This window comes from Sulfitobacter sp. GN1-4, assembly GCF_055693825.1.
This window is the reverse complement of the sequence record NZ_JBVFUQ010000003.1, coordinates 1,823,203-1,844,758: the sequence shown is the minus strand read 5'-3', so window position 1 is coordinate 1,844,758 and position 21,556 is coordinate 1,823,203. Positions and strand designations below refer to the sequence as shown.

The 21,556-nt window shown below is 59.7% G+C and carries 22 protein-coding genes and 3 pseudogenes; 16 read left to right on the top strand and 9 right to left on the bottom strand.

Annotated elements, in window-relative coordinates; all coding sequences use genetic code 11:
* Positions 1-4 precede the first annotated feature (4 nt).
* The 6 genes and pseudogenes from ACZ1HM_RS09625 to aat all read left to right on the top strand — a co-directional run bounded on the left by ACZ1HM_RS09625 (position 5) and on the right by aat (position 5,536).
* Complete coding sequence (locus tag ACZ1HM_RS09625; protein ID WP_472742589.1) at positions 5-1,204, top strand: branched-chain amino acid ABC transporter permease; 1,200 nt, start codon at positions 5-7, stop codon at positions 1,202-1,204.
* An 11-nt stretch (positions 1,205-1,215) separates the two neighbouring features.
* A complete protein-coding gene (locus ACZ1HM_RS09620) occupies positions 1,216-1,980 on the top strand; it encodes an ABC transporter ATP-binding protein (protein ID WP_472742588.1) in 765 nt (254 codons plus the stop codon).
* 27 nt (positions 1,981-2,007) lie between these two features.
* Positions 2,008-2,760: an ABC transporter ATP-binding protein gene (locus ACZ1HM_RS09615; RefSeq protein ID WP_472744592.1), complete on the top strand. Its 753-nt coding sequence runs from the start codon at positions 2,008-2,010 to the stop codon at positions 2,758-2,760.
* Between the two features lie 263 nt (positions 2,761-3,023).
* Positions 3,024-3,531: pseudogene (accB, locus tag ACZ1HM_RS09610) on the top strand (acetyl-CoA carboxylase biotin carboxyl carrier protein).
* Positions 3,532-3,541: 10 nt separating this feature from the next.
* Entirely contained in the window at positions 3,542-4,894 is a 1,353-nt protein-coding gene (gene accC, locus ACZ1HM_RS09605) for an acetyl-CoA carboxylase biotin carboxylase subunit (RefSeq protein WP_472742587.1), read from the top strand.
* Between the two features lie 6 nt (positions 4,895-4,900).
* Complete coding sequence (gene aat, locus ACZ1HM_RS09600; protein WP_472742586.1) at positions 4,901-5,536, top strand: leucyl/phenylalanyl-tRNA--protein transferase; 636 nt, start codon at positions 4,901-4,903, stop codon at positions 5,534-5,536.
* On the opposite strand, the gene ACZ1HM_RS09595 is transcribed toward aat, so the two are convergent.
* Entirely contained in the window at positions 5,500-5,853 is a 354-nt protein-coding gene (locus ACZ1HM_RS09595) for a DUF2155 domain-containing protein (RefSeq protein WP_472742585.1), read from the bottom strand. The genes aat and ACZ1HM_RS09595 overlap by 37 nt on opposite strands.
* Positions 5,854-5,877: 24 nt before the next feature.
* Positions 5,878-6,261 (bottom strand): NADH:ubiquinone oxidoreductase subunit NDUFA12, encoded by a 384-nt coding sequence (locus ACZ1HM_RS09590; protein ID WP_472742584.1) that lies wholly within the window; start codon positions 6,259-6,261, stop codon positions 5,878-5,880.
* Between the two features lie 166 nt (positions 6,262-6,427).
* Between ACZ1HM_RS09590 and ACZ1HM_RS09585 the strand changes: the two genes are divergently transcribed.
* Entirely contained in the window at positions 6,428-8,191 is a 1,764-nt protein-coding gene (locus tag ACZ1HM_RS09585; protein ID WP_472742583.1) for an FkbM family methyltransferase, read from the top strand.
* Between the two features lie 56 nt (positions 8,192-8,247).
* Here the strand turns inward: ACZ1HM_RS09585 and ACZ1HM_RS09580 are convergent, their stop codons facing one another.
* The 3 genes from ACZ1HM_RS09580 to ACZ1HM_RS09570 form a co-directional block, all read right to left on the bottom strand.
* Entirely contained in the window at positions 8,248-8,610 is a 363-nt protein-coding gene (locus ACZ1HM_RS09580; RefSeq protein ID WP_472742582.1) for a RidA family protein, read from the bottom strand.
* 287 nt (positions 8,611-8,897) lie between these two features.
* Positions 8,898-10,166 (bottom strand): ATP-dependent Clp protease ATP-binding subunit ClpX, encoded by a 1,269-nt coding sequence (clpX, locus tag ACZ1HM_RS09575; protein WP_472742581.1) that lies wholly within the window; start codon positions 10,164-10,166, stop codon positions 8,898-8,900.
* Between the two features lie 133 nt (positions 10,167-10,299).
* The gene (locus ACZ1HM_RS09570) at positions 10,300-10,932 is read right to left on the bottom strand and encodes an ATP-dependent Clp protease proteolytic subunit (RefSeq protein ID WP_472742580.1); all 633 of its coding nucleotides are present in this window, start codon (positions 10,930-10,932) and stop codon (positions 10,300-10,302) included.
* Between the two features lie 127 nt (positions 10,933-11,059).
* Between ACZ1HM_RS09570 and ACZ1HM_RS09565 the strand changes: the two are divergent.
* The 3 genes and pseudogenes from ACZ1HM_RS09565 to ACZ1HM_RS09555 all read left to right on the top strand — a co-directional run.
* Positions 11,060-11,533 (top strand): annotated as a pseudogene (locus tag ACZ1HM_RS09565) (FAD-binding domain-containing protein); the annotation flags it as partial.
* A 55-nt stretch (positions 11,534-11,588) separates the two neighbouring features.
* Positions 11,589-12,278, top strand: coding sequence for a hypothetical protein (locus ACZ1HM_RS09560; RefSeq protein WP_472744684.1), 690 nt, complete (start codon positions 11,589-11,591; stop codon positions 12,276-12,278).
* Positions 12,279-12,621: 343 nt separating this feature from the next.
* A complete protein-coding gene (locus ACZ1HM_RS09555; protein WP_472742579.1) occupies positions 12,622-13,179 on the top strand; it encodes a DUF6434 domain-containing protein in 558 nt (185 codons plus the stop codon).
* On the opposite strand, the gene ACZ1HM_RS09550 is transcribed toward ACZ1HM_RS09555, so the two are convergent.
* On the bottom strand, positions 13,169-13,387 hold the full coding sequence (locus ACZ1HM_RS09550; protein ID WP_472742578.1) for a hypothetical protein: 219 nt from the start codon (positions 13,385-13,387) through the stop codon (positions 13,169-13,171). The two genes, ACZ1HM_RS09555 and ACZ1HM_RS09550, sit on opposite strands and share 11 nt — an antisense overlap.
* The gene (locus tag ACZ1HM_RS09545) at positions 13,321-14,355 is read right to left on the bottom strand and encodes a zinc ABC transporter substrate-binding protein (protein WP_472742577.1); all 1,035 of its coding nucleotides are present in this window, start codon (positions 14,353-14,355) and stop codon (positions 13,321-13,323) included. Before ACZ1HM_RS09545 ends, ACZ1HM_RS09550 begins: the two co-directional genes overlap by 67 nt.
* Before the next feature lie 99 nt (positions 14,356-14,454).
* Here ACZ1HM_RS09545 and ACZ1HM_RS09540 point away from each other — a divergent pair, with 99 nt between their 5' ends.
* The 6 genes and pseudogenes from ACZ1HM_RS09540 (at position 14,455) to pcaG (ending at position 19,063) form a co-directional block, all read left to right on the top strand.
* Complete coding sequence (locus ACZ1HM_RS09540; protein ID WP_472742576.1) at positions 14,455-14,934, top strand: transcriptional repressor; 480 nt, start codon at positions 14,455-14,457, stop codon at positions 14,932-14,934.
* A complete protein-coding gene (locus tag ACZ1HM_RS09535; RefSeq protein ID WP_472742575.1) occupies positions 14,931-15,662 on the top strand; it encodes a metal ABC transporter ATP-binding protein in 732 nt (243 codons plus the stop codon). The genes ACZ1HM_RS09540 and ACZ1HM_RS09535 overlap by 4 nt, the downstream gene beginning before the upstream one ends.
* Positions 15,662-16,456, top strand: a complete 795-nt coding sequence (locus ACZ1HM_RS09530) for a metal ABC transporter permease (protein ID WP_472742574.1) — start codon at positions 15,662-15,664, stop codon at positions 16,454-16,456. Before ACZ1HM_RS09535 ends, ACZ1HM_RS09530 begins: the two co-directional genes overlap by 1 nt.
* Positions 16,457-16,570: 114 nt before the next feature.
* On the top strand, positions 16,571-17,740 hold the full coding sequence (pobA, locus tag ACZ1HM_RS09525) for a 4-hydroxybenzoate 3-monooxygenase (RefSeq protein ID WP_472742573.1): 1,170 nt from the start codon (positions 16,571-16,573) through the stop codon (positions 17,738-17,740).
* A pseudogene (gene pcaH, locus ACZ1HM_RS09520) lies at positions 17,740-18,473 on the top strand (protocatechuate 3,4-dioxygenase subunit beta). Before pobA ends, pcaH begins: the two are co-directional and overlap by 1 nt.
* Complete coding sequence (pcaG, locus tag ACZ1HM_RS09515) at positions 18,473-19,063, top strand: protocatechuate 3,4-dioxygenase subunit alpha (RefSeq protein WP_472742572.1); 591 nt, start codon at positions 18,473-18,475, stop codon at positions 19,061-19,063. Before pcaH ends, pcaG begins: the two are co-directional and overlap by 1 nt.
* Positions 19,064-19,111: 48 nt before the next feature.
* Here the strand turns inward: pcaG and ACZ1HM_RS09510 are convergent, their stop codons facing one another.
* Together ACZ1HM_RS09510 and ACZ1HM_RS09505 are read right to left on the bottom strand one after the other, a co-directional pair.
* Positions 19,112-19,939 carry a tryptophan 2,3-dioxygenase gene (locus tag ACZ1HM_RS09510; protein WP_472742571.1) on the bottom strand — a complete coding sequence of 276 codons (828 nt, stop codon included), beginning with the start codon at positions 19,937-19,939 and terminating at the stop codon, positions 19,112-19,114.
* Positions 19,939-21,555, bottom strand: a complete 1,617-nt coding sequence (locus ACZ1HM_RS09505) for an AMP-binding protein (protein ID WP_472742570.1) — start codon at positions 21,553-21,555, stop codon at positions 19,939-19,941. Before ACZ1HM_RS09505 ends, ACZ1HM_RS09510 begins: the two co-directional genes overlap by 1 nt.
* Position 21,556 lies beyond the last annotated feature (1 nt).

Genomic DNA, 21,556 nt, shown 5'->3' with positions numbered 1-21,556 from the left:
GCACATGCTTGGACTGAACAAAAAAGACTTTGGCCTGCTGCTGATCGTCGCCTTCCTGGCCCTGGCAGCACCCTTCATCCTGAACCCCTTCCCCGAAGGTTCTGCCATGGCGCAGTTCAACGCGGGCTATCCTGACCTGATGCAGCGTCTGGTGATCTTTGGGATCTTCGCCATCGGGTTCAACATTCTCTTTGGTCTGACGGGCTATCTGTCCTTTGGCCATGCAGCGTTCCTGGGTGTGGGATCTTATGCCGCGATCTGGATGATGAAGCTGCTGACGATGAACGTGATCCCGGCGATTGTGATCTCTGTTCTGGTGGCGGGCATGTTCTCGCTCTTGGTGGGATGGATCAGCCTGCGCCGCTCTGGCATCTACTTTTCCATCCTGACACTGGCCTTTGCGCAGATGTCATATGCCTTGGCTTATTCGGTGCTGACACCCATCACCGGCGGCGAAACCGGCCTGCAGCCCAAAATCACGGATGCGCGCATTCTTGATGGGGCGCTGGCGGATGGAGAGACCCCACGCGCCAACCTCTTTGGTCTGGGCATGGGCGACAGCTTTGAGCTGACGGCCGGCAACTGGATCTTCACCTTCAACGCAGGCTACTACATCGCGGCAATTGTGATGCTGCTGGCCTTCTATTTGTCCATCCGCATCTTCCGCTCACCTTTCGGGATGATGCTGCGGGCGGTGAAATCAAACCAGCAGCGGATGAACTACACCGGTCTGAACACCAAACCCTACACGCTGGCGGCCTTTGTGATCTCTGGCATGTATGCCGGTTTGGCGGGCGGCCTGTTGGTGGCGATGGACACGCAGGTGGGCGCGGAGCGGATGTTCTGGACCGCCTCTGGCGAGGTGGTGTTGATGACCATCCTGGGCGGTGCTGGCACCCTGATTGGTCCGGTGCTGGGCGCGGGTTTCATCAAGTACATGGAAAACATCGTGTCCAAGATCAACAAGTCGATCCTGGAGCAGTGGTTTGCCTTTATGCCCGACGGCATTGAGGACGTGATGATCGCACTGGTCTATCCGTTCATCGGCAAAGGCTGGCACCTGACGCTGGGCATCATGTTCATGCTGGTCGTGATCTTCCTGCCCGGTGGTCTGGTCGAAGGCGGTCAGCGGATCGGCAAGATGTTCCGCGGCAAGAAAGCCGAAGACAGCACGCCTGACGGCACCAAGACACCCGCAGAATAAGGAATACGGATATGGCTATTCTCGAAGTTAAGAACGTGGGCAAACGGTTTGGCGGCTTGCAAGCGCTGGGGGATGTGAACCTGAGCGTGGCCGAAAACTCAGTCCACGCCATCATCGGCCCCAACGGGGCGGGCAAATCCACGCTGCTGAACTGTCTGGTGGGCAAGCTGATCCCGGATACCGGATCGGTTATGTTTGACGGGCAATCCGTGCTGGGGCGCAAGCCTTATGAGATCAACCAGATGGGCATTTCCCGCGTGTTCCAAACGCCTGAGATCTTTGGCGATCTGACGGTAATGGAGAACATGATGATCCCTTGCTTTGCCAAGCGTGACGGGGCGTTCCGCATGCATGCGCTGGAAGGCATGTCCAATGAAAAGGACATCGTGGGCAAGGCTGAGCACATGCTGGAAGAGATGAACCTGGCCGACAAACGCGAGATGCACGCGGCCTCCATGTCGCGCGGGGACAAGCGGCGGTTGGAGATTGCGATGTGTCTGGCCCAGGATCCGCGGCTGTTGTTGTTGGATGAACCCACTGCGGGCATGGCCCGTGCGGACACCAACAACACCATTGATCTGCTCAAACAGATCAAGGAAGAGCGCGACATCACCATCGCCATCATTGAGCACGACATGCATGTGGTCTTCTCTTTGGCAGAGCGGATCACCGTTTTGGCCCAGGGCACACCGCTGGTGGAAGACACGCCTGAGAACATCAAAGGCCATCCGAAGGTGCGCGAAGCCTATTTGGGCGAAACGCAGGATGCGGCCTAAGGCCCGGGGAGAGAGACCATGAATGAGATGACCACACCCATGCGTGAGAAAAACGCCAATCATGCCGCCACCGCCCCGGCCTATCTGTCGGTCTGGGATCTGGAGGCGTATTACGGCGAAAGCTACATCGTGCAAGGCATCAGCTTTAACGTGCACGAAGGTGAGATCCTGGCGCTGCTGGGCCGGAACGGCGCGGGCAAGACATCAACCTTGCGGGCCATCGCACGCCTGTCTGAGCCTGAGGTGCAGCACGGTGAGATCTGGTTGGACCACCAGCCGCTGCACAAGATGTCGAGCCATGAGGCCAGCCAGGCCGGTCTGGGCCTGGTGCCCGAAGACCGCCGGATCATTCCGGGGCTGACGGTAGAAGAAAACCTCAAGCTGGCGCAGATCGCCCCGCCTGTGGGCTGGTCGCTGGATCGGCTTTATGATCTTTTCCCACGTCTGGGCGAACGCAAATCGCAAGAGGGCACCACGCTGTCGGGCGGTGAGCAGCAGATGCTGGCGATTGCGCGGGCCTTGGCGCGCGACATCAAAGTGCTGTTGCTGGATGAGCCTTATGAAGGTCTGGCCCCGGTGATCGTGGATGAGATCGAAAAAACGCTGGGCATCATCAAAGAACAGGGCATCACGACCATTCTGGTGGAACAGAATGCGGTGCGTGCGCTGAAGCTGGCCGACCGGGCGGTGATCCTGGATACCGGCGGGATCGTCTTTGACGGCACGGCGCAGGAAGTGCTGGATGATGAGGCGTTGCGCGCGGAATACCTCGCTATCTGAGCCAGAGCGTCACATGCTTTTGAATGGCCCGGGGTCTTGCAGGACCCCGGGCCGTTTGCGTTTGGTGGGGTGGCGGTTTGATGCGCTGGTGCTGGCTTTGGGGCGGGGGCGAAGTCTTTGAAGACTTCGCGGCGATCTTTTCAAAAAGATCGCAGCCCCCCAATAAAACTTGCCGGGTTTCCATGGCACAGGCCATCGCATATAAGCGGGGATGACGTTAGGGGCCGCGCAGAAGGTCCAACCAGGTCTATGTCGAGGAATTTATGACAAAAAATACCCATGACGCGGATGTTGCCTTCATCCGGGCGCTCGCGGAATTGCTGAACGAAAATGATCTGACGGAACTGCAGGTCAAGCGGGACTATGCCGAAGATGACAGCCTGAACGTGCGCGTCAGCCGCAAACCTCCCCAGCAGGTCGTGGCCGCCGCTGCCCCCGCAGCGCCAGCGCCAACCGCCCTGCCCGCCCCGACAGCTGCACCCGCCACAGCCCCTGCGGCCAGCGCGGACGCGCCCGAGGCTGACCCGGCCAGCCATCCCTGGTGCCGTCACATCGCCCATGGTCGGCACGATCTACATGCAGGCTGAGCCGGGCGCGCCTGCCTTTATCACGGTGGGTGCCAGCGTGTCAGAGGGCGAAACCCTGCTGATCGTCGAGGCGATGAAGACCATGAACCACATCCCTGCCCCCCGTGCCGGTACGGTAAAGCGCATTCTGGTGGGCGATGGTGACGCTGTGGAATTTGGCGCACCGCTGGTGATCATCGAATAAGGGCTGGATGATGTTCAACAAAATTCTGGTCGCCAACCGCGGAGAGATCGCATTGCGCGTCATCCGCGCGGCGCGCGAGATGGGCATCGGCTCAGTTGCGGTGCATTCCACCGCAGACAGCGACGCGATGCATGTGCGCATGGCAGATGAAAGCGTCTGTGTGGGGCCTGCCGCTTCAACGCAGTCCTACCTGTCTGTTCCCTCTATCATCGCGGCGTGTGAAATCACCGGCGCAGAGGCCATCCATCCGGGCTACGGCTTTCTTTCGGAAAACGCGGCTTTTGTGCAGGTGGTCGAAGACCACGGGCTGACCTTTATTGGTCCCACCGCAGAGCATATCCGCGTGATGGGTGACAAGATCACTGCCAAGGACACGATGAAGAAGCTGGGCGTGCCTTGCGTGCCAGGATCAGACGGCGGCGTGGCCACGCTTGAGGACGCCAAAGCGCTGGGTGAGGAAATCGGCTATCCGGTGATCATCAAAGCCACCGCAGGGGGCGGCGGCAAGGGCATGAAAGTGGCCACCAGTGCGGCGGACATGGAAAAGGCCTTTACCACCGCGCGGGCCGAAGGCCTGTCGAACTTTGGCAATGATGAGGTCTATATTGAGAAATACCTCACCACGCCGCGCCACATCGAAATTCAGGTCTTTGGCGATGGCAAAGGCCGGGCGGTGCATCTGGGTGAGCGGGATTGTTCGCTGCAACGGCGTCACCAGAAGGTGTTTGAAGAGGCCCCCGGCCCCTCCATCACTCCTGAAGAACGCGCTAAGATCGGCAAAGTGTGCGCCGACGCGATGGCGGACATCAACTACATCGGCGCGGGCACGATTGAGTTTCTCTATGAAAAGGGGGAGTTCTATTTCATTGAGATGAACACCCGCTTGCAGGTGGAACACCCGGTGACCGAAAGCATCTTTGGCGTCGATCTGGTGCGCGAACAGATCCGCGTGGCCTCGGGCCTGGAGATGTCGTTTCAGCAAGACGATCTGCAGATCAACGGCCACGCCATTGAGGTGCGCATCAACGCAGAGAAGCTGCCCAACTTCACCCCCTGCCCCGGGCGGATCACGCAGTATCATGCGCCCGGCGGATTGGGCGTGCGCATGGATTCAGCCCTTTATGACGGCTATTCGATCCCACCGTTTTACGACAGTTTGATCGGCAAGCTGATTGTACACGGCCGCGACCGCCCCGAAGCGCTGGCGCGGCTGAACCGCGCCTTGGGTGAATTGATTGTCGACGGGGTTGATACCACGGTGCCACTTTTCCACGCGTTATTGCAGGAAAAAGACGTCCAAACAGGGGCTTACAACATCCATTGGCTGGAACAATGGTTGGACAGCAACATGGCGGACAGCTAAGCCTGCATGACGGAGTTAACGGCAGATCTGCTGTTGCAAGGCTATGCCATGGGGATCTTTCCCATGGCAGAAAGCCGCGAAGATCAAGAGGTGTTCTGGGTTGATCCGCGGCTGCGGGGCGTGTTGCCGCTGGATGGCTTCCACATCTCGCGGTCCTTGGCCAAGGCGATGCGGCGCGCGCCTTTTGAGGTGCGGCTAAACACGGATTTTGACGGGGTGGTCGCCGCCTGCGCGGACCGGTCTGAAACCTGGATCAATGACACCCTCTTTGCCCTGTACCAAGAGCTGCACGCGGCAGGCCATGCGCATTCCTTTGAGCTTTGGGAAGGTGATGAACTGGTGGGCGGCGTCTACGGCGTTGTGCTGGGCGGGGCGTTTTTCGGCGAAAGCATGTTCTCGCGCCGCACCAATGCGTCAAAAATGGCCCTGGCGGCCCTTGTCGATCATCTGAACCGGGGCGGCTTTGTGCTGTTTGATACGCAATTTCTCACGGCACATCTTGCCTCCCTTGGGGCCATTGAAGTGCCGCGCGCGCGCTATCTGCATCAGTTGGAACGGGCAAAGGCGATGGCGGGGAACTTTACCGCGCCAAAGGTCATAGCGCTTCAGGACGTGGTGCAGCGGATGACCCAAACGTCATAGCGGCGATGCTCCAGCGACGACAGCGCAGGGGATGAGGCGATCATCCAACCGGAAAAAAGCGGGCCTGCGCGGCTTGTCTCCGAAATCTCAAGCGAAGCAAAGGCATCGCCCGCCGGGTTGCCCGCCGGGTAGCGGCATTCATTGAGCGCAATTTGCAACGTGCCCAACTGCCGGCTTTGACCAACCGTCATGTCGATATCGAGCGTGTTGCCAGAGGTCTTATCAAGCGCGCGCAGCACAGCGCCGGGCGCATTTTCAACCTGTTGCGCAGCCGCCGGAGCCGCGAGGGCGGCCAATAATATCAAATGCTTCCACATGGTACTTCAACCAATGGTTAAAGGTTATTCCGGGGTCCAGGCCTCGTAATCGGAGCGTGCCTTTGGGGCCTCCTGCCGGATAGAGCCCGCAGGCGCATAGGCCATCATCGTGCCAGTCAGGTTCTCAACATGCGGCTTTTCCCAGGACTTGTGCTTGAGCGGTTTGTCCGTTGGCGGCTCATCCCAGGTGCGGTGCAGCCAGCCGTGCCAATCGGGGCTGACGCGGCTTGCTTCCATCTCACCGTTGTAGATCACCCAACGACGGCTGTCGTCGTGGTTGCGGTAATAGATGTTGCCCTGGTCATCCTCACCCACCTTTTGGCCACGCCGCCAGGTGAAAAATTGGGTGTTCAGGGTCTGCCCCTGCCACCAGGTCAATGCCCGAAAAACCGTGTTGAGAATGCCCATAATGCTCTCCGCTCTCGCTCTGCCCGGTTATGCACCAGTGCGCGGTCTGCGTCCAGCGCCTGTTGCGGCAAAGACTCGACCGATAAATGAAATGATCCGCCCACCCCCGCACTATTGGCACCTTAACCCACTGCGGCGTAGCGTGGAAAAAAATGGAGAAACTCCAATGTCGAGCAGTAAGAAACCCGCACATGTTGCGGAATGTCATGGCGTGAAAGTGCCGGACAGCCCCATGTTGACCCCCACCCGGATTGAGCGGATCAACGCCGCCCGCTATGAGGGTCAGGAAATTGCCGGTGCCCTAGAAGTGGTGCAGCCCGGCGATAAGGTGCTGGAAATGGGGGCCGGTATCGGCGTCGTGGGCGCGGTGGTGGCCAAGAACGCCAAACCCGCCAAGGTCATGTCGTTTGAGGCCAATCCAGGCCTGATGGAACATATCCGCGCGCTTTATAAAATGAACCGCCTCAGCACCAAGATCGAGGTGCGCAATGAGGTGCTGATTTCGGCCCCTGATGCGCCTGAGAGCCTGCCGTTTCATATCCGCAATTCCTATCTGGGCTCATCTTTGATCGATTCAGATACGCGCGCGACAACACGGGTCGACATCCCCACCGCCGCCTATGCCGAAGTGCATGCTGAGTTTGCTCCCGACGTGCTGCTGATGGACATCGAAGGCGGGGAGCTGGATTTCCTGCGCCACGCCAGCCTTGATGGCATCCGCGCCATCGTGATCGAATTCCACCCCGAAGCCTACGGCGTGGACGGCATGCGCGAATGCAAGTCAATCCTGGAAAAGGCCGGGTTTGCCAAGGTGCCGGGCCATTGCACCCGCCACGTCTGGACCTGCACCTATGATCCAGGTCTGCGCCCGCCGATGCCAGATGGCGGATGGTCCGGCGATGTTCAAACGTTGGAGCAGCCTGTGGTTGTCCCCCCTACCGGGTCGGGACTGGTTCAGAAATCAGGCGTCTTGAGCGCCGATGGCCGCTATCTTGCCACTGGCGCGCTGTGGCGCAATGGGCGGGCCATCACGCTTAAACCAGATGCGCCCAAGGGGCCGATGAAGACCCGCAGCGGCACCTGGCTTTGGGGCGGCGTGCTGTGGCGGCACTTTGGGCATTTCCTGGTGGAAAGCACCGCAAGGCTCTGGGCGCTGGAACAGTTGGAAGACGAGATTGACGGCATCCTCTTCACCCCCAAACGCCCCAAAAACGGCGATGAAGTGCTGCCCTATCACCGCGACCTGCTCAAAGCGATGGGATCAGAGCATCAGATTGCCTGTGCAGCAACGCCGGAAAAAGTGGAACGGCTGATCGTGCCGGGACAGGGTTTTGGCCTTGGCAAAATGATCACCGGCACGCCAAGCTACCGCCAGGCGATGCGCGACCAGATGGGCCGCGATATTGCTGCTGAGGGGCCTGAGAAAATCTATATCAGCCGCAGCCAACTGCCCTCGGGCCGGGGCAGCCTGATCGGTGAGGAAGAACTGGAAGCGCATTTGTCCGCAGAAGGGTACATGATCTACCACCCGGAACAGCACGACATCGCGCATCAGATCGCCACCTACAAGGCCGCGCGTCAGGTGGTGGCGGCCGAAGGCTCCGCCCTGCATCTGCTGGCCATGGTCGCAGACACCGCAACAGAAGTGGCCATGGTAGTGCGCCGCCCCTCTGGTGCGACCCGCAACATTGAAACGCATCTGCACAGCTTCACAGGCCGCGCCCCCACCACGATCATGCAGCTGACACGGTCGTGGAAACCCCATGGCAAGGCAAAGCCGCGCAGCTGGATGGGAGAGTTGAACCTGCCCGCCCTGCAAAAGGCGCTGGCAGAGGCCGGATTTGTCTCAGCCCGGCGCAAGGCCTGGGGCGCATTGGACGCGGCAACCGTGCAGGACCGCCTGGGCGGCAACTACGAAGAAGTCGCCTGAACCATCGGCCCTATGCTCGGGCGCGCAAACCAGCGCCCGGCATGGGGCCACAAACCTCAGCCGCGCGCCAGCGCCGTCACTTCAATCTCAATCCGGTACTTGGGGTCAATCAACCCGCATTCGATCATCGTGGCGGCCGGCGGGTTGTCCCCAAAGGTCTCTGCCAGGATTGGCCAACAGGGCTCAAACTCGTGCCGGTCGGGCAGCATATAGGTGACACGCACCACATCGGCAAAACCCACACCGGCCTCTGCCAGCGCCTTGCCAATCGTGGCCAGAGCATCGCGGCATTGCGCGGCTACATCCTCGCCCTGCCCCACGGTGCCCGCGACATGCACAAAGCCGCCCGCCACCACCGCCCGGCAATAGCCAACCTTCCCTTCAAATTCGCCACCTGAGTGAATGCGTCTGATCTCCATCCTCAAATCCTCGCTGGTTTCGGAGCCGCCCTTGCTTGCGGACAGACGGCCTTGTTGGCGCGGCGACGTCAAGTGAAATCGCCGAGGGACCCGGCCCCGCCGGGAGACGGCTATTTCACTTGAGGGCGGCGGGACAATGAGGCAGGCAGGGCGCAATCAAGGGGGGATGCGAAACCTCTGCTGGTTTTGGTGAGCCTGAAGCCCAGCAACGCATCGTCACAAACGCCCCAAAAGATAAAAGGCGCGCCCGCAGGCACGCCTTTCACATTCAAAAACCCAAAGGGCAATCACCCCGCCGTTGCAGGCTCTTTCTTCTCGCTCTCGCCGTGGATCATCAAAGGTGCCGCATCTGATGTGACCGCCTCTTCGTTCACCACAACTTCGCTGACGGAATCGAGCCCCGGCAGATCGAACATCGTGTCCAGTAGAATGTCTTCCAGGATGGAGCGGAGGCCCCGCGCACCGGTCTTGCGTTCAATCGCACGTTTGGCGATGGCAGACAGCGCGTCGTCGGTGAAGGTCAGCTCTGTGTCCTCCAGCTCAAACAGGCGCTGGTACTGTTTGACCAATGCATTCTTCGGCTGTGTCAGGATCGTGACCAGCGCGTCTTCATCCAGATCCTCAAGCGTTGCCAAAACAGGCAGACGGCCCACAAATTCCGGAATCAGACCGAACTTGAGCAGGTCTTCTGGCTCCAGATCGGTAAAGATCTCGCCCACGCCGCGTTCGTCATTGTCACGCACATCCGCGCCAAAACCCATGGCAGAGCCTTTGCCGCGTGCCGCGATGATCTTGTCCAGACCGGCAAACGCACCGCCGCAGATAAAGAGGATGTTCGTTGTGTCCACTTGCAGGAATTCCTGCTGCGGATGCTTGCGCCCGCCCTGCGGCGGCACAGAGGCTACAGTGCCTTCCATCAGTTTCAACAGCGCCTGCTGCACACCTTCGCCGGACACGTCGCGTGTGATCGACGGGTTCTCAGACTTGCGGGTGATCTTGTCGACCTCATCGATATAGACGATGCCGCGCTGCGCGCGTTCCACATTGTACTCAGAGGCCTGCAACAGCTTGAGGATGATGTTCTCCACATCCTCACCCACGTACCCCGCTTCGGTCAGCGTGGTCGCATCCGCCATCGTGAACGGCACGTCCAGAATGCGTGCCAGCGTCTGGGCCAGCAACGTTTTGCCGCAGCCCGTGGGACCGATGAGCAGGATGTTGGATTTCGCCAGCTCAATATCCCCGCCCTTTTGCGCGTGATTGAGACGTTTGTAGTGGTTGTGCACCGCCACAGAAAGCACCCGCTTGGCCATGCCCTGACCGATCACATAATCGTCCAGCACCTCACAGATGTCTTTGGGGGTCGGCACGCCATCGGTGGCCTTTAGACCGCTTGCCTTGGTCTCTTCACGGATGATGTCCATGCAAAGTTCAACGCATTCGTCGCAGATGAAAACGGTAGGACCCGCAATCAGCTTGCGCACCTCATGCTGGCTTTTGCCGCAAAAGCTACAATAGAGAGTGTTTTTGCTATCGCCGCCGGAATTCGTAGCCATGGTGGCCCTTTCAGGTCTGCTGTTCGGATGCGCGCCGCGGGGGCCGCGGCGCTCTTTCGTAAACTCTAGGCCAGTGTTTCAGGGGCTACAATCGCAAAATAGCAACACCTGAGAACAAGGTTACCGGCCTGCGTTATTTGTCGTCTTCGTCCGCTTTGCCACGGCTTTCCACAATCTCGTCCACATGGCCCCATTCTTTGGCTTCTTCCGGGGTCATCCAGGTGTCGCGGTCCAGCGCTTTTTGCACGGTTTCATAGTCCTGGCCGGAGTGTTTGACATACATCTGATACATCCGCTCACGGGTGCGTTCGATGTGCCGCGCAGAGATCAGGATATCTGCTGCCATGCCTTGTGAGCCGCCTGAGGGCTGGTGCACCATCACTTCTGCGTTGGGCAGCGCAAAACGCATCCCCTTTTCGCCGCCGATGGCAATGACGGACCCCATGGAGGCCGCCATGCCGCAGATCAGGGTTGAGACCTTGGGGCGGATGTACTGCATGGTGTCGTAGATCGACAGGCCCGCCGTCACCTCACCACCTGGTGAGTTAATGTACATGCTGATTTCCTTGGAGGGGTTTTCCGCCTCCAGGTGCAACAGCTGGGCCACGACCAGGTGGCTCATGCCAGAATGGATGGGGCCGTTGATAAAGATAATCCGCTCTTTCAGCAGGCGGGAAAAGATATCATAGGCGCGTTCGCCGCGGCTGGTCTGTTCGACCACCATCGGCACAAGGTTATTGGTGAAATTGTCAACGGGATCGATCATGATGCTTGCCTGTCTTTTGGTGTGCAGGACCATACCTGCACATCCGTTAGCATCAGATTAGTCGCGGGGTTGGGGAGCTTCAAGGGGGGTGCTTGCCCCCGCGCCCTTGGGTCCTATCTGCCCTGCGATGAACGATAGACTGATCCATCCCGCCGCAACATCTGCCACGGCCCAGGCGGCATTGGCCCGCTTTGTCCCCCATGCCGGGCGCGCCTATGCCGCAAAGCGCAACTTTGATTTTGGGCCGGGCAAGCACGACAGCGTGTCCTGCCTGTCGCCTTTCGTGAAACTGCGCCTGCTTGATGAGACCGCGATCGCGCGGGCTGTGTTGGCAGAGCATACCGCGCAGGATGCGGAGAAGTTTCTGGCAGAGGTATTCTGGCGCACCTACTGGAAAGGCTGGATGGAGCTGCGCCCTTCCGTGTGGCACATGTATCTAAATGATCTCAACCGCTTGCATGACGATGTTCAGACACAATCCGGCTTGCGGCAACGCTGGGAAGAGGCCTGTTTGGGCCAAACAGGGATCGCGCCCTTTGATGCCTGGGCGCAAGAGCTGGCGCAGACAGGTTACCTGCATAACCACGCGCGCATGTGGTTTGCCTCCATCTGGATTTTTACGTTGGAGTTGCCCTGGCAATTGGGGGCTGACTTTTTTGCGCCACTTGCTGGACGGGGATGCGGCGGTGAACACGCTCAGCTGGCGTTGGGTTGCAGGGCTGCAGACGCGGGGCAAAACCTATCTTGCCAGTGCAGACAACATCGCGACATTCACCGCTGGCCGCTTTGCGGATGTCAGCGGGCTTGCGCCCTTTGCTGTGCCTGCGGAGGGGCCAGAAAACCCTCCAGCGGGGGAGCTGCCTGCGGTACCCGCGCTGCAAAAAGCCGCGCGCACGGGTGTTTTGCTGCATGATGATGATGTGGATATGGCACCTGTGCTGGCGGCTTTGCCTGATCCGGTGGCGGTTGCCTATCTGGATGGGACGGCGGCGCAAAGCCCGTGGCAAACCGCCGCGCATGTGAGCCGCTTCCGGCAGGCCGCAGCAGCGGCATCGGCATCAGAGGGGCATGAGATCACTGTGCTGTCAGGAGCAGACGAGATCGCAGATTGGGCGCGGGCACAGGATCTGGACCAGATCCTGGCCCCCTATGCGCCCGTTGGTCCGGGGGCCGATACGCTTTTGCGCTACAGCGCGCGGCAGGATGCGGTGCATGTCGCACAACTGCGCCGACCGTTTGATAGCTTTGCCTGGCCAATGGCGACCAAAGGTTTTTTCCCGTTTCGCAAACATATTCCAGCGTTCCTGCAAACCTTCGTTTGCGGGGGATTGCGTTTGATTGGGTAAAGTTTGCCCGGCAACCCGTTGAAGTGTTTAAACTTTGATTGATCATTCGGCGCAGATCAAAGCCTCCGCGCCCTCAGCGAGGTGAACAGAGCCGCGCCATAGAACCCACGCCGTGTCGCAGACCCGTTACAATCGCGGTGCATGTTGCGGAGGCCGCCCATTTTGATGCGGCTAACATGCAAAACCGTCTTTGACGGGATTACCCTGTTGAATTTTGATAGTTTCGGCCCCGTCAGTCCCCCCTGCGGGGCCTTTTCTATTGCGCCACATCGCCTAAGTTTGACCTATGACAGATGCACATGAAACCCGACCGCCCCTTGCCTCATTGAGTACAGGACGAGAGGTGCGCAGGTGGTATTGGACCAAAGATGAGCTTTTGGCCGAAACCCGGCGCTTGGGGCTCAAGACAACGGGTGCCAAGTTCCGCCTGCTGGACCGGATCGCGCATTTTCATGACACGGGTGAGCGGGCCTTTCCCGGGGATGTCCGGGTCAAGACGACGTCAAAGTTTGATTGGCATTCCGAACCGCTCAGCCCGGAGACTGTGATCACCGACAGCTACAAGAATTCCCAGAACGTGCGGCGGTTTTTTCGCGCGCAGGTGGGGGAGCATTTCAAATTTGACCGGGCTTTTATGGCCTGGATGAAAAGCAATGTGGGCAAAACGCTGGCCGACGCTGTGGATCAGTTTCACGCCCAGGCGGCGGAAAAGGCGCAGCCTGGTTTTCAAACTGAGATTGCCGATCACAACCAGTTCAATCAATACACCCGCGATTTCATGGCCGATAACCCGGATATGGGCATGAAAGAGGTGCGCCATTTTTGGGCGCTGAAGCGGGCGTTGCCGTCAGAGGACGGGCGGCATCGCTACCACCCGTCCGATCTGAAGCTTACTCCGTAAGGCATCCTGCGAGGCTGGTGGCCATCTCGCGTAGCAGGGCGGGATAATGATCCGGCCCCAGAGGCAGATCGACCCCCAGAGGATCAAGGATCGCGATCTTGGTGCCCTGCCCTTCGACAACGGTGTTCAACAGGCCCTGGTTCATCTGAGGCTCTGAGAACGCGCAGACGGCGGCGGCATCTGAGACCTGCGCGCGCAGCTCAGCCATGCGCGCGGCCCCCGGCGTTGCGGCGTCGCCCGCCAGAACTGAGGCGACAGCCCCAGGCCAAAGCGGTCCTCAAAATAGTGGTAGGCGTCATGGAAGACGATAAAGGGCTGGTCTGCGGCAGGGGCCACGGTGGCTTGGATCTCAGCCGAGAGTGTCGCCAGGCTTGCCTGCCCTTCGGCGGCATTGGCCTGGTAGGTTGCGGCATTCTCCGGATCAACCTCTGACAGCGCTGCGGCGATTGCGGCCAGAGCGACAGAGCCATTCATCGGGTCCAACCAGATATGCGGGTCCGTTTCGCCGTGCGCGGCGTGATCATGGCCTGCGTGATCGTCGTGACCCTCGTGATCGGAGTGGCCATCCTCTTTTGCATGGTCATGATCGTCGTGGTCGTCATGCTCTTTGTGCCCATCATGGTCATGATCATCATGCGCGTCTTTTTCGGCTTGGTCGTGGTCATGATCATCTTTTTCGGCGTGATCATGGCCGTCGTGATCGTCGTGACCATGCTCTTTATCATGGTCGTGCTCCGCGTGATCATCATGGCCATGCTCTTTGTCGTGGTCGTGATCATCATGACCTTCCTCATCGCCGTGACCGTGATCATGGTCGTGCGCTTCAAACCCGGCCCCTTCGCGGAATGGCAACAGCGTCATGCCTGGCGCGTCCATCAGCTCCAGCTTGACCGCGTCGGGGGCAAGGTTTTCGATGGGTTCCTCAAGCCAGCCGGTCAACGCGGGGCCAACGATGATCACCAGATCTGCGTTGCTCAGGGTGCGGGCCTCTGAGGGGCGCATCGCATAGCCGTGGGGCGAGGCTGAGGCCGGGATGATCAGATCAGGCGTGCCCACCCCTTTCATCACCTGAGAGACAAGCGAATGTACAGGCGCAATATCGGTGGCCACATTCGGCACATCCGCCAAAGCAGTGGTGGCCATCAACATGGAAACGGGGGCAAGCCAACGGAACATCTGAGGTATCCTTTTTAGAAAATGACGGACTGTTATAACATTACATTTGCGCCTCAGTATGTGATAACATATCAGAACGTCAACACAGGAGTTGCCCCAATGTCCGCCCTTGGCTTTGTCCCGCATGACCACAAAAGCTGCGTCTCGTCCACGATGGCGCGGGCGGAGGCGCATTGTGCCGCGGAAGGCCTGCGGCTGACACCTGTCAGACGCCGCGCGCTGGAGCTTTTGCTGGCAGAGCATCGTGCGATGGGGGCCTATGATCTGCTGGCGGGCTTGGCGGCCGAAGGTCTGGGCGATCAGCCCCCTGTGGCCTACCGCGCGCTGAATTTTCTGGTCAACGCCGGGTTCGCTCACAAGATTGAGGCGTTGAACGCCTATATCGCCTGCGCGCATCTTGGCAGCTGCACAAGACCGGCTTTCCTAATTTGCACGGCCTGCAAATCCGTGGCCGAGGCGGACACAAATCCCACCTTGGGGCGGCTGAATGATGCCGCGGCACAGGCCGGATTTGTCATCAAAAGAACCGTTGTTGAGGCCGAAGGCCTTTGCCCGCAATGCCAGGATGCTGCTGCATGAGATTGATCGAAACGCAGGCGCTGACGCTGGGCTATGACGGCAAGACAGTATTGAAGAACGTGACCTGCCACATCGACGAGGGTGAGATTGTCACCATCGTGGGGCCAAACGGGTCCGGCAAATCGAGCTTGCTGCGCGCGCTCATCGGGGCGCTTGCGCCAACCTCTGGCACTGTCAAACGCGCGGAGGGTCTGCGGGTGGGCTATGTCCCGCAAAAGCTGCACATTGACGCCACGCTGCCGCTGACCGTGCGCCGCTTTCTTAACCTGCCCAAGCGCCAGCGCGCTGATGACGTGCATGAGGCCTTGGCCACCGCGGGCGTGGCCGAGCAGGCCAATGCGCAAATGACCCAACTATCGGGCGGGCAGTTTCAACGGGTGCTGTTGGCGCGCGCGTTGCTGAGCGCACCGGACATTCTGATCCTAGATGAGGCGACACAGGGTCTGGACCAACCGGGGGCGGCAGCGTTTTACCGCCAGATTGATGAGGTGCGCCGCGACAAAGGCCTGGCCGTGCTGATGGTCAGCCACGATTTGCACGTTGTCATGGCCGCCTCTGACCGGGTGTTGTGCCTGAATGGCCATTTGTGTTGCCAGGGCACGCCTGAAATTGTCGCAGATGCGCCGGAATACCGCGCCCTTTTTGGCACGGGCACACAAGGCGCGCTGGCCCTTTACCGTCATGATCATGATCACAGCCATGATCCGCATCATGGGCACAAACACTGATGTTGGATGATTTTCTGGTGCGCGCCCTGCTTGCAGGGATCGGCGTTGCGGTGGCGGCGGCCCCGTTGGGGTGTTTTGTTGTGTGGCGGCGCATGGCCTATTTTGGCGACGCCACAAGTCATGCGGCGCTCTTAGGCGTGGCGATTGCCTTGGCCACCGATTTGCCAGTGATGGCTGGGGTCTTGTGCATCGCGTTGGCGATGGCGCTGATTATCACCAGCCTGTCTGAACGGTTGGTGAGCACGGATGCCTTGCTGGGTGTGTTGGCCCATGCCGGATTGGCCTTTGGTCTTGTGGCCATTTCCATGGTGCCGGGGCAAAGGGTGGATCTTTCTGCCTACCTTTTTGGCGATATTCTGGCCGTCTCAAAGCAGGATGTCGGGATCATCTGGGGCGGTGCGGTGCTGATACTGGTGCTGTTGGTGCGGCGGTGGCAGGCGCTGCTGACCGCCACGCTGAACCCAGACCTTGCCACGGCCTCTGGCGGCAAACCGGTGCAGGAGCGGCTGGTGTTGACCCTGGCCTTGGCGATCATGGTGGCGGTGGCCATCAAGGTGGTGGGTGCCTTGTTGATCGCGGCAATGTTGATCATCCCCGCTGCCTCCGCTCGGCCTATGGCGCGCTCTCCTGAAGGTATGGCCATGGTGGCAACGCTGTTGGCGGCATTGGCGGTGTTGGGCGGATTGGCCGCTTCGCTGTGGATCGACACGCCGACGGGCCCAAGCATCGTGTCGGTATCCGCGCTGTTCTTTTTGATCTCAACCTCTTTGAGCGGCGTGCTGCGGCGCAACTAATCGGGCCAAGCGCGTTCTTTTGGCCCTATCCTGAGCGTTTTTTCAGTGGCTTAGCCAATATCTGCTATTTCCGAGTTAGGTAGGTGATGTAGTGTTGCCCCAAGGGAGGACCGGATGAAGACGCAGGTTGTGATCATCGGCGGCGGGCCGTCGGGGCTGTTGCTGGGCCAACTGCTGCACAGCATTGGCGTGGACGCTGTGGTGCTGGAGCGCAAGACCAAAGAGTATGTGCTGGGGCGCATCCGTGCGGGCGTTTTGGAACGCGGAACGGTCAACCTGCTGGCGCAGGCCGGCGTTGACGGCAGGCTGAAACAACAGGGGCTGCCCCATGACGGCACGCTTGTCGCTCATGATGAGGGCGCATTCCGCGTCGATTTCAAGGAACACACCGGCCATGCGGTGATGGTCTACGGCCAGACCGAAGTCACCCGTGACCTTTATGAGGCGCGCGAGAGCGCGGGGGCGGCGACGTTTTTCAACGTGGAGGACGTGACGATCATCGGCGCAGACACCGACGCGCCGCAGGTGGATTTCCGCCAAGGGGATGCAAGCCACAGCATCCGCTGTGACTATATCGCTGGCTGTGACGGGTTTCATGGCGTCAGCCGCAAATCCATCCCTGAGACGCAGCGGCGCGCGTTTGAAAAGGTCTATCCCTTTGGTTGGTTGGGCATCCTGTCGGAAACGCCGCCCGTGGATGATGAGCTGATCTACGCCAATTCGGAGCGGGGTTTTGCCTTATGTTCCATGCGGCACGCAAACCTCAGCCGGTACTACATCCAATGCTCCATGGCCGATCATGTTGAGAATTGGTCAGACGCGGATTTCTGGCATGAGCTGAAACGGCGGCTGCCCGCCGCTGTCTCAGACAAGCTGATCACCGGCCCGTCGATTGAGAAATCCATCGCGCCGCTGCGGTCCTTCGTGACCGAGCCAATGCGCTGGGGGCGGTTGTTTTTATGCGGCGATGCCGCGCATATCGTGCCGCCCACCGGGGCCAAGGGGCTGAACACGGCCGCCTCGGACGTGCATTACCTCTTTGAAGGACTAAAAACGTGGTATGGAAAGGGCGATCCGGCTGGGCTGGATGGCTATTCTGCCAAGGCGCTGGACCGCGTTTGGAAGGCGGAGCGGTTTAGCTGGTGGTTTTCAACGCTGATGCATCGCTTTCCTGATCAAAGTGATTTTGATTTGCGGATGCAGCGGGCGGAGCTGGAATTTTTGCGCACGAACGCGGCGGCCCAAAAGGCCTTTGCCGAAAACTATGTAGGATTGCCGTACTGATGACTGACACCCCCAAAGGCGGCTTTGCCGCGCGGCAGCCGCAACATCATCCGGTTGCATTGCATCCCCCTATCGCACCTCCGTCAAGCGCAGTCCGCAAGCGGCGCCCTTGTCCTTTCCCAGCAGCCCAAGTGAAGAAACCGGGCCCGTCTTTGGCCCGGGCCTGTTGGGGCCGCTGGATGCGGATTTGTTGCACAACTTTGGCCCGCAGGATCAATCAGCGATTGGCCCGCGCATCATCGTGCATGGCAAGGTGCAAGATCAATTCGGACGCGCCGTCCCTGGCGCGTTGATTGAGGTGTGGCAGGCCAATGCCGGTGGGCGCTACCGCCATGCAAAGGAAAGCTATCTGGCCCCGCTGGACCCTAACTTTGGCGGCTGCGGGCGGGTGATCACCGATGCGGAGGGATGTTATGAATTCCGCACAGTTCTGCCCGGCCCCTACCCCTGGCCCAATGGCCCGAATGATTGGCGCCCCGCGCATATCCATTTCAGCGTCTTCGGCAATAGCTTTGCCCAACGGCTGATCACACAGATGTATTTTGAGGGCGATCCGCTGATCTGGAAGTGCCCTATCGTCGGCAGCATTCATGACGCAGCAGCGGTGGAACGGCTGATCGCGCCGCTTGATATGGCGCGAACCGTGCCGATGGACGCGCGCGCCTACCGCTTTGACATCACACTGCGTGGCCGCAGGCAGACGATGTTTGAAAACCGGATGGAGGGGCTGTGATGAGCGATCACCCAGAAACGGCAAGCCAGACGGCAGGCCCCTATGTTCACATTGGCTGCACCCCAAATTTTGCAGGCATCAATGGCGTTTATGCCGAAGACCTCGGCTCACGTATGATCACCCGCGAGGTGCAGGGAAAACGCATTTCGCTGACGGGACAGATCTTTGATGGGACGGGCACGCCGCTGAAGGACGCGATGGTTGAGGCATGGCAGGCCGATGCCAATGGGCTTTTTGCGGGCCAGGCGGGGGCCGATCCGAATTTTCTGGGTTTTGGCCGCTGTGCCTGCAGCCCTGAGGATGGCAGTTTCCGCTTTGAAACCGTCCGCCCCGGTGCGACGCCCTGGCCGCAGGGCGGCATGCAGGCCCCCCATATCACCCTTTGGATTGTGGCACGCGGGATCAATCTGGGTCTGCACACGCGCGCCTATTTTGCGGATGCCCCTGAGAATGACACCGACCCGGTGTTGAACCGGATTGAGCATGCTGTACGGGCAAAGACTTTGCTGGCCGCTTCTGATGATGCGTTAATGTACCGCTTCAATATCCACCTGCAAGGCGCTGAAGAAACGATATTTTTTGACGTTTGATTGGTTAACGAGCGCTGGTGCTAAGCTGTTTTGCGAGGTGCTTGCCCCCTAAAGCACACCGCGCACGTTCCATAGCTCTGGAAACAGCTCGACCTCCAGCATCTTGCGCAGATAGGCCACGCCGGATGTGCCCCCTGTGCCGCGCTTGAAGCCGATGATGCGTTCCACTGTCGTGACGTGGTTGAACCGCCAGCGCCGGAAATAATCCTCCAGATCGACAAGCTTCTCAGCCAGTTCGTAAAGCTCCCAATGGGTCTGGGGATCTTGGTAGATCTTTTGCCACACATCCTGGATCGCCGGGTCCGCCTGCCATTTGTCCGACCCGGGCGGCCCTGCAAGCGGCAGCTGCCCCAACCGGTCGCAGGCCACATCAATGGCTACTTGATACAGGCTGGGTTCGCTCAATTCCCGCGTCAGCGCGGCATGAGCCTCGGGCCGGTGGGCGTGCACCTTCATCAACGCGCCGATGCGGTTGCCCAACAAGTATTCCACCAATCGGTACTGATGAGACTGAAAGCCGGACGAATTCCCAAGCGAAGGACGGAAGGCGGTGTATTCGCTGGGCGTCATGGTCCGCAGCACGTCCCAGGCGGAGTTCAACTGCTCAAATATCCGCGCCACGCGGGTGAGCATCTTAAAGGCGGGCTGCAATTCCCCCTCTCGCATGACCTGCCGGGCGGCATGCAATTCATGGATCGCCAGCCGCATCCACAGCTCAGAGGTTTGATGCTGAACGATAAACAACATCTCATCATGCGCCTCTGACAGCGGATGCTGTGCGGACAGGATCGCCTCAAGCCCCAGATAATCGCCATAGGACATGTCCGTGGCGAAATCCATTTTCGCCCCTTGGGCGGCTTCTTCGAAATCGGTCATTATTCTCCTCTCAGCGCAAAGCGCTGGATCTTGCCGGTGGCCGTTTTGGGCAGTGCGGGAATGAACCGAATATCACGAGGATATTTATAAGGGGCTATCGTGGCCTTCACATGCTCTTGCAGCTCTTGGATAAGGGCGGCATCGCCCTGCACCCCCGCCACCAGCACCACATGGGCTTGCACAATGGCGCCGCGCGCCTCATCGGGGGCCCCCACCACGCCGCATTCGCTGACAGCGGCATGGCTGAGCAATGCGGCCTCAACCTCAGGTCCTGCGATGTTATAGCCAGATGAGATGATCATATCGTCGTTGCGTGCGGCGAAATGCAGATAGCCTTCGGCATCCATGCTGAAACTGTCGCCGGTGATGTTCCAGCCGTCTTGGACATAATCGCGCTGGCGCGCATCATTTAAGTAGCGGCACCCCGTCGGCCCGCGCACGGCCAGCCGGCCCACCTCACCGCGGGGCAACTCTTGCCCTTCTGCATCAATAATCTTGGCCTCATAGCCCGTCACGGGTTTGCCCGTGCAGCCCGCCTTGTGGTCATCAAAGCGGTTGGAGATGAAGATATGCAGCATTTCAGTGGCACCGATCCCGTCCAGCATCGGCTTGCCGGTTTTGGCTTTCCAATCATGATAGACCGGAGGCGGCAACGTCTCGCCTGCGCTGACCGCCGCGCGGAGTGAGCTGAGGTCCGCCCCATCCTCCATCGCCTGCAGCATGGCGCGATAGGCCGTGGGGGCGGTGAAACAGACGGTGGCTTTGAATTTCTCAATGATCTCAATCATGTTGGGCGGGCTGGCTGTTTCAAGCAGCGTGGCCGCCGCCCCAAAGCGCAGCGGAAAGACCGCCAAGCCCCCTAACCCAAAGGTAAAAGCCAAGGGGGGTGAACCCACAAAAACGTCATCTGGGCTGACCTGCAGCACTTCCTTGGCATAACCATCGGCAATGATCAGCAGATCGCGGTGAAAATGCATGGTGGCCTTGGGGCTGCCCGTGGTCCCAGAGGTGAAGCCCAGCAAGGCAACATCGTCCTGCGCCGTGGCAACGGCGTCAAATTGCACAGGTTTTTCAAGGGCCAGCCGGTCAAGCTCTGCGTCATGGTTGGAGGTGCCGTCAAACCCCACAACCGTTTTAAGATAGGCGGAAGACTTGGCGCATAGCGTCATTTCATCCATCAGCCGCGTGTCACAGAGCGCATGGGTGATCTCAGCCTTGTCCACAATGGCCGACAATTCGCCCACCCGCAGCATCGGCATGGTGTTGACCACAACCGCGCCAGCCTTTGTCGCGGCCAGCCAGCAGGCGACCATGGCGGGGTTGTTTGCCGAGCGGATTAACACGCGGTTGCCGGGTTTCAGCCCAAGGTTTTCCACCAGCACATGGGCCAGCCGGTTGGTCCAATCGCTGAGTTCTTTGTAGGTCCGCCTGCGTCCATTGCCGATCAGCGCAGTGTGATCGCCAAGGCCGCTTTCCACCATCTTATCAGTGAGTTCTACACCTACGTTCACGCGTTCTGGATAGTCAAAACCGCTCAGATCCAGGTCAGGCCAAAGCCCAGGGTCCGGCAAATGATCCCTTGAGAATGTGTCGACATGCGCAGACGGTCCCAGCATC